Annotated in this window: 14 protein-coding genes; 3 read left to right on the forward strand and 11 right to left on the reverse strand. The window is 61.1% G+C overall.

Annotation, left to right across the window (positions count from 1 at the left end):
* Nucleotides 1-283 precede the first annotated feature (283 nt).
* Nucleotides 284-1,441, forward strand: a complete 1,158-nt coding sequence (locus tag F3J36_RS23805) for a M20 aminoacylase family protein (RefSeq protein ID WP_021508439.1) — start codon at nt 284-286, stop codon at nt 1,439-1,441.
* A gap of 114 nt (nt 1,442-1,555) precedes the next feature.
* Here F3J36_RS23805 and ybiB read toward each other — a convergent pair whose 3' ends face one another.
* From ybiB to F3J36_RS23820, 3 genes are all read right to left on the reverse strand, one after another.
* Complete coding sequence (gene ybiB, locus F3J36_RS23810; RefSeq protein WP_021508440.1) at nt 1,556-2,524, reverse strand: DNA-binding protein YbiB; 969 nt, start codon at nt 2,522-2,524, stop codon at nt 1,556-1,558.
* A gap of 71 nt (nt 2,525-2,595) precedes the next feature.
* Entirely contained in the window at nt 2,596-4,731 is a 2,136-nt protein-coding gene (dinG, locus tag F3J36_RS23815; RefSeq protein ID WP_058757814.1) for an ATP-dependent DNA helicase DinG, read from the reverse strand.
* 54 nt (nt 4,732-4,785) lie between these two features.
* Nucleotides 4,786-5,682, reverse strand: a complete 897-nt coding sequence (locus tag F3J36_RS23820) for a LysR family transcriptional regulator (RefSeq protein ID WP_058780844.1) — start codon at nt 5,680-5,682, stop codon at nt 4,786-4,788.
* Nucleotides 5,683-5,810: 128 nt separating this feature from the next.
* On the opposite strand from F3J36_RS23820, the gene F3J36_RS23825 reads away from it, so the two are divergent.
* Nucleotides 5,811-6,896, forward strand: a complete 1,086-nt coding sequence (locus F3J36_RS23825) for an iron-containing alcohol dehydrogenase family protein (protein WP_088516333.1) — start codon at nt 5,811-5,813, stop codon at nt 6,894-6,896.
* A gap of 141 nt (nt 6,897-7,037) precedes the next feature.
* Here F3J36_RS23825 and F3J36_RS23830 read toward each other — a convergent pair whose 3' ends face one another.
* From F3J36_RS23830 to argH, 7 genes are read right to left on the reverse strand one after another with little or no spacing between them, the layout of a single operon-like run.
* On the reverse strand, nt 7,038-8,399 hold the full coding sequence (locus F3J36_RS23830) for an MmgE/PrpD family protein (protein WP_166720761.1): 1,362 nt from the start codon (nt 8,397-8,399) through the stop codon (nt 7,038-7,040).
* Nucleotides 8,383-9,270, reverse strand: a complete 888-nt coding sequence (locus F3J36_RS23835) for a polysaccharide deacetylase (protein ID WP_166720763.1) — start codon at nt 9,268-9,270, stop codon at nt 8,383-8,385. The genes F3J36_RS23830 and F3J36_RS23835 overlap by 17 nt, the downstream gene beginning before the upstream one ends.
* Nucleotides 9,263-10,108 carry a polysaccharide deacetylase gene (locus F3J36_RS23840; protein ID WP_021508446.1) on the reverse strand — a complete coding sequence of 282 codons (846 nt, stop codon included), beginning with the start codon at nt 10,106-10,108 and terminating at the stop codon, nt 9,263-9,265. Before F3J36_RS23840 ends, F3J36_RS23835 begins: the two co-directional genes overlap by 8 nt.
* Nucleotides 10,109-10,119: 11 nt before the next feature.
* The gene (locus F3J36_RS23845) at nt 10,120-10,941 is read right to left on the reverse strand and encodes an ABC transporter substrate-binding protein (protein WP_021508447.1); all 822 of its coding nucleotides are present in this window, start codon (nt 10,939-10,941) and stop codon (nt 10,120-10,122) included.
* 18 nt (nt 10,942-10,959) lie between these two features.
* Nucleotides 10,960-11,724, reverse strand: coding sequence for an amino acid ABC transporter ATP-binding protein (locus F3J36_RS23850; RefSeq protein WP_021508448.1), 765 nt, complete (start codon nt 11,722-11,724; stop codon nt 10,960-10,962).
* A gap of 13 nt (nt 11,725-11,737) precedes the next feature.
* Complete coding sequence (locus tag F3J36_RS23855; protein ID WP_166720765.1) at nt 11,738-12,616, reverse strand: amino acid ABC transporter permease; 879 nt, start codon at nt 12,614-12,616, stop codon at nt 11,738-11,740.
* 9 nt (nt 12,617-12,625) lie between these two features.
* A complete protein-coding gene (gene argH, locus F3J36_RS23860; RefSeq protein ID WP_166720767.1) occupies nt 12,626-14,053 on the reverse strand; it encodes an argininosuccinate lyase in 1,428 nt (475 codons plus the stop codon).
* Nucleotides 14,054-14,209: 156 nt separating this feature from the next.
* On the opposite strand from argH, the gene F3J36_RS23865 reads away from it, so the two are divergent.
* On the forward strand, nt 14,210-15,181 hold the full coding sequence (locus F3J36_RS23865) for a LysR family transcriptional regulator (RefSeq protein WP_021508451.1): 972 nt from the start codon (nt 14,210-14,212) through the stop codon (nt 15,179-15,181).
* 130 nt (nt 15,182-15,311) lie between these two features.
* On the opposite strand, the gene F3J36_RS24290 is transcribed toward F3J36_RS23865, so the two are convergent.
* Nucleotides 15,312-15,385: hypothetical protein (locus F3J36_RS24290; protein ID WP_225614602.1), on the reverse strand; the 74-nt coding region annotated here is incomplete at its 5' end.

Genomic DNA, 15,385 nt, shown 5'->3' on the forward strand with positions numbered 1-15,385 from the left:
GACAGGCTCATCCTTGCGTATTATGACCGGGCAGAAAAGCGTATTATCCGGATCGACTGACCACAAAAAGTGTTACCTGTGTGCCCGGTCTGATCTGTTACCCATGTGCCCGGTCGTACCTTTATGCCGACCTTGCCCCCTGCCCCTTATGCCAATCCGCTATAGCCTATAGCCAAATTATTCCTTTCCACGATAGACGCCCCCCACGCTTACCACTACAGTGGACACTTAACTTCCCGCGTCGGAGATTACGCAGCTGACGCTGCTGATGGAGCCTTACCTTATGAGCCTGCCTGCTGTCCTGCTGGAAAACGCCCTCACCTGGCGTCGTCAGTTACATCAACACCCTGAACTGGGTTACCAGGAGCAGCAGACCAGCGAGCTGGTGGCCCAGGTGCTGACCGATGCCGGACTGCAGGTGTTTCGCGGCCTCGCCGGCACCGGCGTGATCGGCACGCTGGAAAACGGTCCCGGTCCGGTCATCGGGCTGCGCGCCGATATGGATGCCCTGCCGATCACCGAAAAAGGCGAGCCGCAGTGGAAATCGAGCCGGCCTGGCGTGATGCACGCCTGCGGTCACGATGGTCACACCGCGATACTGCTTGCCGCAGCCTGTCAGCTGGCCGCCACGCGTAATTTCAAAGGTACGGTACATTTCCTGTTTCAGCCGGCCGAAGAGAATCTCGGTGGTGCGCGCAAAATGGTTGAGGAAGGTCTGTTTCAGCGCTTCCCGATGGATGCCGTGTACGCGATGCACAACTGGCCGGGATTGCCGGTGGGGTCGCTGGCGGTGAATCCGGGCGCGATGATGGCATCGCTGGATTCGTTTGAGATTACGCTACACGGCAAAAGCTGCCATGCGGCGATGCCGGAAAGCGGTGCCGACCCGATGGTGGTCGCCGCCGAGCTGATTCTGGCGCTGCAAACCATCCCGTCGCGCCGCCTGTCACCGCTGGCGTCGGCGGTGGTCAGCGTCACCCAGATTCACGGTGGCGAGGCCATTAACGTCATTCCGGAGCAGATCACGCTGCGCGGTACGGTGCGATGTCTGCAGACCGACGTGCGCAATCGCGTGCGCGGTCTGATTGAAGATTTTGTCACCACCCTGCCGCGCCCGTTTGGCGTCAGCGGCGAGATTCACTGGTATCCCGGCTATCCGGTTACCGCCAACCATGTCGCCCCGGCGGAGCAGGTGCGTGACGTGGCGTGCCAGCTGCTGGGTGAACAGCAGGTGCACTGGCAGGTTAACCCGTCGATGGCGTCTGAAGATTTCGCCTGCATGCTGGAAGCCTGTCCCGGCGCCTATTTCTGGCTCGGCGCTGACGGTGCCACGCCTTCAGCCCCGCTGCACAATGCCAACTATGATTTTAACGATGCGCTGCTGCCGATTGGTATTACGTTCTGGCAGCAGCTGGTGGAGAGCGTACTGATTAAACGCTGATGGCGCTGCTCAGCAAGCCCCTTCAGCTGCGCAGGCGTGCACCCCCTGCGCAACCGCTGCGGTGACAGCCGTCACCGCCCAGGTTTTTCGTGCATGGCCAGCCGGGCAGCCCGGTTAAATTCCCGCCTGCTGTAACCGCGTTTCGGCATCGGCCATTGTTGCGGCTTCGCCGGTCGCCACCAGACAGCACGCCAGCTGCAGGCGCAGCGCCTGCGGCACCGCGCGTTCACCGGCCAGCACCTGACGGATCCACGCTGCGGTATCCTGGGCGCCTTTGCTCTCTGCTAACGCCAGCGCGACCTCTGGCTGCCGTTCGACCCACACTTCCGCTTCTGCGCCGGCACCGCGAATATAATTAATCGCCGGGCAGCGCTGCGGATTGGCATAGACCTCACCTTCAGTGCCGTTCAGCAGAATGGCCGGTGCATCGATATCCTGGAAGAATTTCCCCACGCGCGGCACATATTCCGGATGCGACACGCTCGCCAGCCGCAGCGCGGCGCGTTCGGCAAACGGCGTCGCCAGCTTGGCCAGCGTGTGCGCGCTGTTGCGCACGCCCATGCGCCAGCGCAGCGCCAGCTGTTTAGCCATTGGCGCACATAAATTATCGATGGTGATGAACGCCAGCTCGCCAGCGTCGAGTTTCGCCTGCGCCTGCTGTGCACTGGTCACCGGCGCAATATCCAGCGCCGCCAGCACCGCTTCGCTGGTTACGCGGGTTGGGTCATCGCTGACGCCGTGCAGCAACACCGGAAAACCGAGCTTCACCAGCAGCAGCGCCAGCAGCGGCGTCAGGTTGCCCTGGCGACGCGCGCCGTTATAGCTGGGAATGACGATGGGCATCGGACGCTGTGCCGGGGCCTGCAGCCGCATCATGCGCTGTTGCATCGCGTGGTAGAAGCCGCGCATCTCTGCTTCCCCTTCGCCTTTGATGCGCAGCGCAATCAGCACGCCACCCAGTTCGAGATCCGGCACCTCGTCCGCCAGCATCGCGCTGTAAAGCGCCACGGCAGTGTCAAAGTCGATATCGCGTGCGTGATTCTTGCCGCGGCCAATCTCTTTAATGATCTTATTCAGTTCCATCATACTTCCCGCTTCCAGGGCGCGCCGTCACCCGGCGGCCAACAATCGTGCATCCGGCTGTTGCCGCATACTCAGGATTTCTTGCTGCGCTTCGCCGGTTTGTCCGCTTCCGGCACCGGCGGTTGTTCAATCGGAAACACCGGCAGCGCGGCCAGCAGGCGGCTGCCGTAGGTTTTACTCAGCAGCCGGCGATCGTAAATGACGATTTCACCAAAACACTGATGGCTGCGGATCAGACGCCCGACCTGCTGGATCAGCGTAAACGACGCGCTGGGTAAACTTTGTACTTCAAACGGGTAGCGTTTCAGGCTCTTCAGCCACTCCCCTTCGGTCAAAATTACCGGACTGTCTACCGGCGGAAAAGCAATTTTATGGATGTGCACCTGCGACAACAGATCGCCTTTCAAATCGAGCCCTTCGGCAAAAGATTGCAGGCCAACCAGAATGCTGCTTTGTCCGGCGGTCACCCGTTGCCGGTGAAGCTCCACCAGCCGTGAACGCGGCTGATCGCCCTGCACCAGCATCGACAGACGCAGCTCCGGCACCAGGCTGACAAACTGCTGCATCGCCCGTCCGCTGGCAAACAGCACCAGCACGCCTTTGTGCTGCTGCGCCTGCATTTGCTGGCGGAAGAAGCGCGCCATCTCAGCAATGTGCTCCGCTTCATTGGCCAGCAGCGGCTCATAGCGCATTTGCGGGATGATCAGCTTGCCCTGATCGACATGATTAAACGGCGAGTCGAGTGCCACAAAGCGGTCGCCGGCCTTTTGGTTCAGGCCGGACATCTCCTGCAGGCGATTAAAGCTGTTCAGCGAACGCAGGGTAGCCGAGGTCACCACCACGTGCGGGATTTTGCGCCACAGCAGCTTTTCCAGCTGGTCGCTGACGCGAATCCCGGCGCAGTGAAACAGCAGATGCGCCTGGCCGTCACGAATTTCACGCGTCACCCATTTCGACACCGGCGCGTTGGACGCTTTTTCCATCGCCGCCAGTCGCCACAGTTTGCTGATGGATTCAAACCAGCCGAAGTGGCGATTGAGCTGCAGGATGGCTTTGTGCAGCCGCATGATATCGGCCTTGCCGGTCTGTTCGCCCAGCTCGTTGAGCAGCCCTTCGCTCAGGCCACGCAGCGCATCACTCAGCTTAAACAGCCGCGCGCACAGGGTCAGCAGTTCTGGCGGCAGCTCACCGAGCACAAAGCGAAACTCGCCTGGCTGATTGTCGCGCGGCAGCAGAGGATTGAGCGCGTTACACAGCGTCTGCAGCTGCTCGCGCATCTCATCACAGTGCCCTTTCAGACGCTCGGGATTGCTCAGTGGCGGCGGGGATTTCGGCCGGAACTGCGCCATGATGGTCTCCACCAGCCGCACAAACAGATCGAGCTGCAGGCTGCTCCAGCCCGGCGTGATCTCCGCGCTCATCTCCAGCGCATCACGCGCCACTTCCGGCAGATGGTGCCCTTCATCCAGCACCAGCATCAGGTGTTTGGCCGGCGGCAGCACCGACTCATTCTCCATCGCCGCCATCACCAGCGCATGGTTCGCCACCACCACATCGGCCTGCTCGATTTCGCGTCGCGCCACAAAGAACGGGCATTCGCGATACCAGCGGCAGTGGTGTGCCAGGCAGTTCGCTTTATCAGTGGAGAGGCGCTGCCACAGGCTGTCGTCAATCGCCACGTCGCTGTGATCGCGCAAGCCATCCCACTTATAGCTGCTGAGGTCTTTCTCCAGCCGCGCGCAGAATTTCTGCTCCTCTTTCGAACCGGTCACCGCCTGTTCGTCGAGATACAGCAACAGATCGCCCTGCTGATCGTCCGTGGCTGCCAGCGCGGTCAGGTTGCGCGGACAGACATAGCGCCCGCGACCAAAAGCCGCGGTGAAGGTGAGGTCAGGAATAATTTTCTTTAATAGCGGCAGATCTTTACTGAAGATCTGATCCTGCAGCGCCACGTTGGCGGTGCTGATGACTAAACGTTTCTCTTCGGCGCGGCTGACCGCAATGCCGGGAATCAGGTAGGACAAGGTTTTGCCGACGCCGGTGGGCGCCTCAATGGCCAGATGGCGCCCCTCGTCACCGGCCAGACTCTTCGCCACTTCGGCGATCATCTGGCGCTGCGGCGCGCGTGGGATAAAGTCAGGAACCTGCTGCTGCAGCGCCTTATACCATTGCGCAATCTGGCTTTTTATCGCTGCTGTCAGGGCCATAGTGAATACTGTTGGTTAAACCGGCCTGTATTTTTACACAGTATTGCCGCAGCGTCAGCTTTCGCGCTCAGTTTTTCGCGCTGGATTCAGAATTTCGCGCATCGCGCGGATCAGCGGCTCGCGCGCGCGGCCGCGCCGGAAGGCGAACGAAAACGGCGCGCGAAAGTGAAAATGGTGGGGCAGCAGGCGCAGCAACTGGCCCTGCTGCTCGCGGCTGCGCGCGTAATGTTCGGGCAAAAAGCCGATATAGCGCCCGGAGAGAATCAGCGTCAGCTGCGCTTCAATGCTCTCCACCGAGGCGGTGCTATGGCGGAAACCGCGCTTGTTCAGCTCCTGCTGGTTCCAGTAGCGCCGCGTTACCATGCCGGTCTGCTGCACGCGACGCACATCCGCATCGCCCTGCGCCAGCGCATGCTGCGGACTGCAGTACAGCCACTGCTGCTCCTCGTACAGCGGCAGCGTCACCAGATTGCTGGCGCGCAGCGGAAAGTGCCCGATGGCCAGGTCGAGCCGATCTTCCAGCACCTGCTGCTGCAGTTCGTTGGGCTCGCACACGCTGAGGGTGAGAAACACCGCCGGAAAACGCTGGTTAAAACGGGCGATAACCGCCGGCAGATCCAGCGTGCTGTCGGTGACGGTAGCGTCGACCACGCCGAGCGCAAACGTGCCGCCCTGCGCGCTTTTCAGCGTCTCCACCTGCGACTGCCAGCCGCTCAGGGTCGCCAGCATTTCCCGGGTATAGGCGTAGAACTGTTCGCCTTTGCTGGTCAGCGCAAAGCCTGCGCGCCCGCGCTGGCACAGGATAAAGCCCAGCTGGCTTTCCAGTTCACTCATGTAGGCGCTGATGGCCGGCGTGGTCATGTTCAGCGCCTGCTGCGCACGCGAATAGCCCTGGTTTTCCACCACGCTGGCGAACACCTGCAGCAGTTTCAGATTGGGTAAGGTTGGCACCGCACTTCCTTCAGGGATTGCTGACAATAGTTAACGAATCGCTGAAGTGATTATCGGCTGACAGGGATTTTTTCTGCAAGCCGCTTTGGCGATGATGCAGCCATTCCCTGAAAAAGAGAGCTTTCGCTATGTCGCAACAAAATTTGCTGTTCCCGGCGCGCGTGCTGCGTGGTGCGGGTGTGATTAACCAGCTGGGGGCCATCTGCGCCGGGCTGGGCCAGCGCGCACTGCTGATTGGCGGCCAGCGCGCGATGCAGGCGGTGGCGACGCAGGTGAAGCTGCAACTCGACGCCGCTGGCGTCACGCTGCTGGCACCGGTGTGGTTTGGTGGCGAAACCTCGCTTAACCATATCGAACGGCTGGCGGCGTTAGCGGTTGAACAACAGGCAGAGGTGCTGATCGGTACGGGCGGCGGCAAGGCGCTGGACACGGTTAAAGCGGTGGGCGCGCAGCTCGGGCTGCCGGTGATAACCGTCCCGACGATTGCCGCCACCTGCGCTGCGGTGACCCCGCTGACCATTCGTTACGACGATAACGGCAACTTCTTTGATATTTTCCCGCTGCCACAGGCACCGGCGGCGGTGATCATCGACAGTGAGTTGCTGGCAGCCGCCCCTGCCCGCTGGCTGGCCGCGGGCCTCGGCGATACGCTGGCTAAATGGTATGAGTTCCGGGCGGTAAGCACGCGCCATCCGGCACGCACCGGCAATGCGCTGTCATCGCTGGCGCACAGCCAGATCTGCTATGAGGTAATCGCGGAGCACGGTCCGGCGGCTTACGCAGCGGTGCTGCGCGGTGAGAGCGGCACTTCGCTCGATCAGGTGCTGGACGCGATTTTTACCTGGGCCGGTCTGACCTCGCTGATGAGCAATGGCGCCCACGCCGCCGCTGCGCATGCCATTTATGAAGGCTTCACCTTCTGCGACAAAACGCGCGAGTTTGGTCACGGCCTGCTGGTGGGTTACGGCAATTTGTGCCTGCTGGCGCTGGAGGATCGCAGCGACGAAGAGCTGGTGGATGAGATGCGCCTGGCGCGCGACTGCGGCGTACCGTTGACGCTGGCCGAGATTGCCGCGCTGGAGGAGAGCGAGCTGGCGTTGATTATACGCGAATCTGTCCACGCGCCGGATATGGCGAACATGGCCGAACCGGTCAACGAAGCGCGGTTGCGGGCGGCGATGGCGCGGATTGAAGGGCTGGCGGAACGGGTTTGATTAAGGAAACCGCGAATCGCACCCTGGTCGTAGCGGCGCGATTCATCGCGCAATAAATTGCGCCGCTACGAAAAGTGCCCTTGTTTTGAATGTATTTAAACGTTAACAGACACGCATTTCGCCATGGCTGGCGCCCCACTGTTACCGGGTCGCCAGCAACGCCGCGACTTGCTGCACATCCGCCACGTTATCCAGCGTCAGACACAGCGTTTCCAGCTGCTGCACCTGTGTCGCCGGCAAGACGCGCGCGGCGAGGCTACGGTATTTGGCGCGCAGCGCCGCGTCGCTCAGCGGATTTGCCGGCGATCCGGACGGCACCGCGACGTGCTGCTGCCACTGCTGGCCCTGCACCGTTTCCAGCCGGACCCACGGCTCATCATCGCGCCCCTGCTGGTGGTCAATCTCCAGCTCAATACGCGCCATCAGCGCAGCAGCTTCCGCACTCAGGCGACGGCTGTCGTCATAACTTGCCAGCTCCGCAGAGCCGAACAGCGCACGCGCCGTCAGCGCATACGGCAGGCTCATTTGCGCGGCGGCGAGGCTGGTGAGTTCACGCGTGCCGCACATCTCCAGCAGGAACGGATTGAGCCCAACCACAATGCGTGCAATATCCCCGGTCGCCACCGCATGCTGCTCAAGCAGCAGACCCAGCGCATCGATCGCCGCATGCGTACCGCGACAGGCGGCGTACGGCTTGATGGAACAGCGCGCCAGTTTCCACATCTCGCCCAGTTGATCCGTGAGCGCGGCGGGCTGTTGCATTTCACCGGCCAGGGTTTGCAGAAAGCCGCCCCAGCGCGCCTCAAATACCGCGGCCGGTCCGCTGATGCCGCGCTGTGCCAGCAGCGCCGCCTGTACGCCCCCTTCCGCCGCGCGCGCCGCGTGCAGCTTTTTGGTGTGTGAGCCATCATGAATAAAGCCCCACAGACCACCACTGAAGCTGGCGGCGATGCCCAGCGCCGAGGCACACTGCGCGGCCGGCAGCCGCAGTAAACAACTGACGGCAGCCGCCGCGCCAAAAACGCCACAGCTGGCAGTTGAGTGCCAGCCCGCACCGTTGTGCGCCGCATAACCCCCGCAGGCTTCCAGCACGCGACGGCCGATGTCATAACCCACGACCATCGCGGTGAGAAATGCCCGCCCGTCGACCGGCTGCGTCGCCAGCGGCAGTGCCGCCAGCAGCGCCGGTAACACCACGGCACCGGAGTGATCGCAGCCGCCGGTGTCGTCCAGTTCATACATGTGCGCCGCCACGCCGTTGAGCCACGCCGCCTGGCGCGGGGAAGCTTGCTGCGCACAGCCCCACAACTGCGCCACGGCGCTGCCGCCCTCTTCGGCCACCAGCGCCCGGCATTCGCGCCAGATCGGGCTGTCACAGCCCGCCAGCGCCGCGCCGAGCGTATCCAGCAGATGGCGCTTCGCCTGCGCTACCAGCGGTTCCGGCAGCTGGGCAAAGCGGGTGGCCGCGATGAAATCCGCCAGCCGATCAAGCGTGGTGTTCATGTTCACCTCCGCTGACCCGGGCAAACACCTCTGCCGGATGATCGGCATCGTTATCCGGCTGCGTCTGCCAGTGCGCGGCCACCTGGCCGGCAGTAGCGATCCACACCTCATGCTGCTGCAGCGTCTCCAGAAGCTGACGCAGCAGGCCAATGCGCCCGGCGGTGCCGATAATTTCCGGGTGCAGCCGCAACAGGTAGCACAGGCCGAAACGGTGAAAACCGTGGAAATCCTGCGTCAGGTTAGCCAGCGTTTCGCCATAGGGCGCGATGCGCGACTGTCCGGGCGGAATCGCCGGGCTGAGGTTGAAGGCAAAATAGGGCGCATCCTCCAGCGTGTAGTGCATGGGCAGCTCCACCAGCCGGGTGCCGGGGTGAAAATAGGGTAAGTCATCACCGCGCCAGCTGGAGGACCAGCGGATGCCGTGCGTCGCCAGCGCCGCAGCGAGGCCCGGTTTCCACTGGCCGGCCGGCGTGCGAAACCCTGCAATCGGCTGGCCGGTCAGCTGCGCCAGCCGCTCGCAGCCGCGCGTTACGCTGGCAATCTGCTGCGCCAGCGTCAACGCCGAGAAGTCTTCGTGTCGCTCACCGCTGCAGGCGATCTCATGCCCGGCGGCGACAATACGCTGCAGCACCTGCGGCTGCTCTTCGGCGACGATGGCCGGCAAGCACCAACTGGCCAGCAGCTGTTTCTCCGCCAGCAGATCCAGCAGGCGATCAACGCCGCGCAGCGTGCCATAGCGCCACACCGACAGGGTTTTATCGCGCCCGGCGACCGCAGGCGCCTGCGTCAGGATGCCGTGAATATCGTGATAGTCGATGGTAATGATGGCCGCCGATTGTTTGCCCGACGGCCAGCGTGAATGTTCAGTCATGTTGCTGCTCCTGCAAATACCACGCGGCCACCGCATCACAGCGCGCAAACCACACATCGTCGCGCGCCGTCATGTGGGCAAACAGCTGCTCCAGCAACAGCAAACGGCCAGGCTGCCCGGAAATTTTCGGGTGGAACAGCGTGGTCAGGCACAGTCCTTCCGCCATCGCGCCGTCAAATTCGCGCTGCCAGTTGTCACCGGTGTGCGCATAGCTGGCGATGCGGTCGCCGCCCTGCGGAAAATCCGGCTGGCGCGTGTAGGCCAGCGAGGCGTAATCATCCATCTCCCATTTGCCGGGAATCTCCACCAGCGGCGTATGCCCGGCGACGGCAATGCTGTACGGCCGATCGTCACCGCGCATGCTGCTGGAGTAAATCACCCCGGCTTCCCGCAGAATCTGCGGCGTTTCGGCGTGCCAGTCGCCGGAAGGAGTGCGAAAACCGCAGGCGCGGATACCAAGATGTTGCTGAAAGATGGCGGCAGAGCGCGCCATCACGGCGCGCTGTTCATCTGGCGTAATCGCCCAGAACGATTCGTGGCGATAACCGTGATAGGCCACTTCGTGGCCCTGTTCGATAATCGCCTGGCACTGCCGCGGCCACTGCTCCACCACCCACGCCGGCACAAAAAACGTGGCCGGCAGTTGGAAGGCGCGCAGCAGATCCAGCAGCCGACCGAGCGCGCGAAACGGCCCGTAGGCGCCAAAGGTGAAATACTCTGGTGTTGACCACAGGCTGCCATTGAGCATGGCATCGCCAGTGGGACCATCAAGATCAAACGCCAGCGCCATACAGCCACGCTTGCCCTGCGGCCAGCGCACTGCGCCCGGTTGTTGCATACGCCCGCTCCTTAGCCCTGATTCACCGTAGCTTCGGCAATGCCGTTGTCGCTCAGGCCCCATTTGCTGAGGATTTTCTGGTAGCTGCCATCGGCAATCATGGCATTAATGGCTGCCTGAATCGCCGTGGTCAGCTCACCGGCATCTTTACCCAGCGCCATGCCGGTGTACTGGAATGAAAAGGCTTTATCCAGCGGCTTAAAGGTGCCTTTTTCCAGGTTCATGATGTACGGCAGGGTTTCGCTGCCCTGTACCGCGCCATCCAGACGACGCTGACGCAGCTGCGTGCGCGCATCGGCGGTGCCTTCCGCGCCCACCACGATAATCGCGGGTTTACCGGCCGCTTCGCAGTGCGCTTTTGACCAGGTGGCAATCTCCTGCGGGAAGGTGGTGCGGCGGCTGGTGCCTACTTTTTTGCCGCACAGATCGGTGGCGCTGTTGATGTCGCTGCGCGCCGCCAGGGTGTAGAACTGCGGACCGGTTTTGAAGTAGTCGATAAAGTTAACCACCTTCTGCCGCTCTTTGGTGTCGGTCATGCCGGACATCACCAGATCGACGCGTTTGGTCACCACCGCGTTGACCATCTGTTCAAACGCGATCTCCTGCCAGTTAACCTTCACGCCCAGCTTCTCGCCAATTGCCTGGCCCAGCTCATAATCGACGCCGCTCAGCTGATTGGTGGCCGGATCTTTAAAATCCATCGGCGGGTAGTTCGGCATGATGGCGACGGTCAGCCCTTTCTCTTTGATACTGGCCGGTACGGCAATCTCCGCCCAGGCAGAGGATTGCAGCAGCAGCGCGGCACTGATGGCACTCAATAACAGTTTTTTCATCTATTCACCCCGGTCACGTTAAAGAAGAATCGCGTTGATAAAGTTTTTCATCCGTGGGTTTTGCGGGTTCAGCAGAATCTCTTCCGGTGCGCCCTGCTCAATAATGCGTCCCTCATCCATAAACACCACCTGGTTGGCGACCTCACGCGCAAAGCCCATTTCGTGGGTCACCACCAGCATGGTGGTGCCTTCTTTTGCCAGCTGGCGCATCACCGCCAGCACTTCACCGACCATCTCCGGATCGAGCGCAGAGGTCGGTTCATCAAACAGCATCAGTTTGGGTTTCATCGCCAGCGCGCGGGCAATCGCCACGCGCTGCTGCTGACCGCCGGAGAGTGACTGCGGATAGTCGTGCGCTTTGTGCGCCAGTCCGACGCGATCCAGCAGCGCCATCGCCTCTTCGCTGGCCTCGCGTTTCGGGCGCAGCAGCACGCGACACGGTCCCTCGATGATGTTCTCCAGCGCGGTCTTGTGCGGAAACAGGTTGAAGCGCTGAAATACCATGCCGGTCTGCAGCCGCTGGCGCGCAATCTGTTTGTCACTCAGCGGGTGCAGCTTGTTGCCGGCAATGCGATAGCCCGCCAGTTCGTTGTCGACCCAGATGCCGCCCTGATCCACTTTTTCCAGCTGGTTGATACAGCGCAGAAAGGTGCTCTTACCGGAACCCGACGGGCCGAGAATGCACATCACCTCGCCGTAGTTCACTTCCAGGCTGACGTCCTTCAGCGCGTGGAACTGATCGAAATATTTGTTCACCTTGACGGCGCGCACGATGTTTCTCATCTCTCACTCCCGGTTACTGGCGACGACGATGGCCGCGTGAGAAGTAGCGTTCCAGCTGGCTCTGTCCGAACGACAGCAGCGTCACGATAATCAGGTACCAGATGCCCGCCACAAACAGCAGCTCCATCACGCGCGCGTTGGCGAAGTAAATGGTTTGTGCGTTGTACAGCAGCTCGGAGTACTGAATCATGCTGGCCAGACTGGTGGTTTTGATCATGCTGATGAACTCATTGCCGACCGGCGGCAGAATCACCCGCATCGCCTGCGGCAGAATGATGCGCTGCAGCGCCTGCAAACGCGGCATGCCGATGGCTTTGGCGGCTTCATACTGACCGGTATCCACCGATAACAGCCCGGCGCGCACCACTTCTGAGGTGTACGCGCCCTGATTGATGCTCAGGCCAAGCAGCGCAGCGAGAAACGGCGTCATCACCGTGACGGTTTGCACGCTGAACAGACCGGGAATGCTGATGGTGGGAAACACCAGCGCCAGGTTGAACCACAGCAGCAGTTGCAGAATCAGCGGCGTGCCGCGAAAGATCCACGCATAGCCCACCGCGATATAGTGCAGCACCGGATTGGGCGACATGTACATGATGGCGGTGATGACGCCAAACAGGATGCCCAGCGCCATCGCCAGCACCGACATAATCAGCGTGTTAACCACGCCGTTAAGGATTGCCTGCGCGGTGAAGAACTGGCCGACGAACGACCACTCAATATTGCCGTGCGCAAAGGCGTTAACCAGCAGCGCCAGCAGCACGAGGATCACTGCCGATGCGGTGATGCGGCCATAATAGCGGCGCGGCACCACCTGATAGCGATCGAGATCGTAATGGGTCTGGACGCGGCCATTGTTGACCGACGGTTCAACCGGTGTGGTGTGTGACATAGACTCTCCTCAGGCGCGCGGTCCGGCGTAATCATCGGTCCAGCGCTGCTGGTCCTGCATCAGGGTTTGCAGACGGGCCAGTTGCTCGCGCACCCGTGCCGGCGCGGTGCCGCCGTAGCCGCTGCGGGCTGCCAGCGCCGCTTCCAGCGTTAACGCCTGACGCACCTCGGGCGTGAGCCGTGCATCGACGCCGTGCAGCTGCGCATCGCTGAGATCGGCCAGGCCGCAGTTTTCGCGTTCGCACAGCTGCACCAGCTGGCCGGTAATCTCGTGCGCCTCGCGGAATGGCACGCCGCGCATTGCCAGCCAGTCGGCCACTTCGGTCGCCAGCGTAAAGCCATCCGGCGCCTGCTCGCGCATCACCTCAGTATTGAATTTCAGCGTCGCCATCATGCCGGCCATGGCAGGCAGCACCATCAGCAGCGTGTCGACCGCATCAATCACGTTACGTTTGTCGTCGCTGAGATCGCGGTTGTAAGAGAGCGGCATGGCTTTCATGGTGGTCAGCAGCGCCATCAGGTTACCGACCAGCCGGCCGCTGCGGCCGCGCGTCAGCTCGGCAATGTCCGGATTTTTCTTCTGCGGCATGATCGAGCTGCCGGTGGCGTAACTGTCGTGCAGCTCCACCCAGCGGAACTGCCGTGACGCCCACAGGCACACCTCTTCGCACAGCCGGGACAGGTTGATGCCGATCATGCTGGTGACGAACAGGAATTCCGCGGCGTAGTCGCGGCTGGCGACCGCATCGATCGAGTTTTCACACGGCGCCAGATAAGCGAGATCGGCAGCGGCCAGCTGTGGCTGACGCGCAATTGCCGAACCGGCCATCGCCGCCGCGCCCAGCGGACAGCGCGCGCTGCGGCGATCCCAGTCCTGCATACGCTCAATGTCACGCGCGAAGGATTGGGCATGCGCCAGCAGCTGATGGCCAAACACAATCGGCTGCGCCTGTTGCAGATGGGTGAAGCCGGGCGCGACGCTGTCAGTGTGTTGCGCGGCCTGCGTCACCAGCGCCTGCTGCAACTGCAACAGCGCGCTCACCAGCTTGCGGCCGTTATCCCGCAGGTAGAGGCGCAGATCGTTGACGGTCTGATCGTTGCGTGAACGGCCGGCACGCAGCTTGCCGCCCAGCGCGCCGAGGCGTTCTGTCAGCGCGCGTTCGATGAAGGTATGCACGTCTTCATCGGCGGCAATCGGCTGCAGCTGGCCAGCGCGATAATCGGCGTCCAGCGCGTCAATCGCCGCCAGCATGGTATCCAGCTCGTCAGCACTCAATAGCCCGGCCCGCGCCAGCTCGCGCGCATGGGCGCGGCAACCGGCGAGGTCGTACGGCGCCAGCGCAAAGTAATAATCCGGGCTACGCGACAGCGCGGTTAAACTGGCTGCCGGAGCCGCTTCAAAACGTGCGCCCCATAACAGTTCGGCATTCTCAGACATGCTATTTCCCTCACAAATCAGCCGCAGCAATATGAAAAAGTTTGGATTCAGCCGGCAGCGATAATAAAAACTTATTTTATTGCCACGCTGGCAAATAGGTGGTATTTCAGATTCACTGTACTTTCACCGCAATTATTCCGGAGTTGAATAGCAAAAATGGAAAGTAAAGTTTCCCAGTCTGGAAACAATGCGAATAATCGCGGCGATAATGCGGTTCTGGCGCTGAGTAATATCGACTTAAAATTGCTGCGGGTATTTAAATGCGTGGTGGAAGCAGGCGGATTAACCGCCGCCAGTCACGAATTAAATATTGGCCTGGCGGCGATCAGTAAACAGGTTTCTGACCTGGAGATTCGGCTGGGCATGACGCTGTGCAGCCGCGGCCGTGAAGGTTTTGAGCTGACGCAGTACGGCATCAATGTTTATCAGGCCACGCTGGAGCTGTTCGTATCGCTCAACCTGTTTCGCGAGCGGCTGCACAACAGTCGCAACGAGCTGCTGGGCGACATCGCGATTTGCGTGGTGGATAACACCATTAGCGATCCGCACTCACCGGTCACCAGTGCGGTGCAACAGTTGCACCAGAAAGCGCCAAAGGTGCAGATTCGTCTGCAGACCGCACAGCTGGATGATATTGAACGCGGCATAAGCGAAGGGCGTTTTCATTGCGGCATTGCGCCCGTGTATGAAATGAAAAATGAGTTTGATTACTTCGAACTTTATAAAGAATACGCGAAATTATATTGCGCTGCGTCACATCCTCTCTATTGCGGATCTTGCGATAAAAATATTTCGGTGGATGTATTACGTCAGCAGAAAATTATTAATCATTTATATGTTACCCCACGCGATGAACGCCGCCTGATTCCGGTGCAGGAGAGCGGTGTGCAGGCGGTGCAGGTGGAATCGGTGGCCATGCTGATTTTAACCGGTCACTTTATTGGGTATTTACCGGAACATTATGCCGCTCCGTTTATTGCCCGCGGACAATTGTGTGAGCTGGGCGATGACACGCTGCGGCGCGAAACCGCATTTTGTCTGGTGATGAAGAAAGGCCGGAAAATAAATCCGATCATCCGGCTGTTTATGCAGGCGCTGGGGTTGAGCGATGCGGCGGCGGCGCACTGATTTGGTGCGTGTGACCGGGTTTCTGCTGGCACGGGATGGGAAAGTGTACGCTGATGCCCTCACCCCGGCCCTCTCCCTGTACAGTCCGGGGACATGGCAGACAGGTGTTCGGGGACATAGTGAACACTTTTTAACATCCTTTACCCATGGTGATCGACTTTTTCTTCAGGTCGATCACCCCCACTTTTGTGCTGTACCACCACA

Source organism: Pantoea sp. Cy-640 (assembly GCF_011752635.1).
Classification (GTDB): Bacteria; Pseudomonadota; Gammaproteobacteria; order Enterobacterales; family Enterobacteriaceae; genus Pantoea; species Pantoea dispersa.

What these genes read in the sequence shown, in the direction of transcription:
- F3J36_RS23855 (WP_166720765.1), bottom strand. Translation starts at nt 12,616, where the DNA reads ATGTCACACACCACACCGGTTGAACCGTCGGTCAACAATGGCCGCGTC.
- dinG (WP_058757814.1), bottom strand. Translation starts at nt 4,731, where the DNA reads ATGGCCCTGACAGCAGCGATAAAAAGCCAGATTGCGCAATGGTATAAG.
- F3J36_RS23865 (WP_021508451.1), top strand. Translation starts at nt 14,210, where the DNA reads ATGGAAAGTAAAGTTTCCCAGTCTGGAAACAATGCGAATAATCGCGGC.
- F3J36_RS23850 (WP_021508448.1), bottom strand. Translation starts at nt 11,724, where the DNA reads ATGAGAAACATCGTGCGCGCCGTCAAGGTGAACAAATATTTCGATCAG.
- F3J36_RS23830 (WP_166720761.1), bottom strand. Translation starts at nt 8,399, where the DNA reads ATGAACACCACGCTTGATCGGCTGGCGGATTTCATCGCGGCCACCCGC.
- F3J36_RS23805 (WP_021508439.1), top strand. Translation starts at nt 284, where the DNA reads ATGAGCCTGCCTGCTGTCCTGCTGGAAAACGCCCTCACCTGGCGTCGT.
- F3J36_RS23835 (WP_166720763.1), bottom strand. Translation starts at nt 9,270, where the DNA reads ATGACTGAACATTCACGCTGGCCGTCGGGCAAACAATCGGCGGCCATC.
- ybiB (WP_021508440.1), bottom strand. Translation starts at nt 2,524, where the DNA reads ATGGAACTGAATAAGATCATTAAAGAGATTGGCCGCGGCAAGAATCAC.
- F3J36_RS23825 (WP_088516333.1), top strand. Translation starts at nt 5,811, where the DNA reads ATGTCGCAACAAAATTTGCTGTTCCCGGCGCGCGTGCTGCGTGGTGCG.
- F3J36_RS23845 (WP_021508447.1), bottom strand. Translation starts at nt 10,941, where the DNA reads ATGAAAAAACTGTTATTGAGTGCCATCAGTGCCGCGCTGCTGCTGCAA.
- argH (WP_166720767.1), bottom strand. Translation starts at nt 14,053, where the DNA reads ATGTCTGAGAATGCCGAACTGTTATGGGGCGCACGTTTTGAAGCGGCT.
- F3J36_RS23840 (WP_021508446.1), bottom strand. Translation starts at nt 10,108, where the DNA reads ATGCAACAACCGGGCGCAGTGCGCTGGCCGCAGGGCAAGCGTGGCTGT.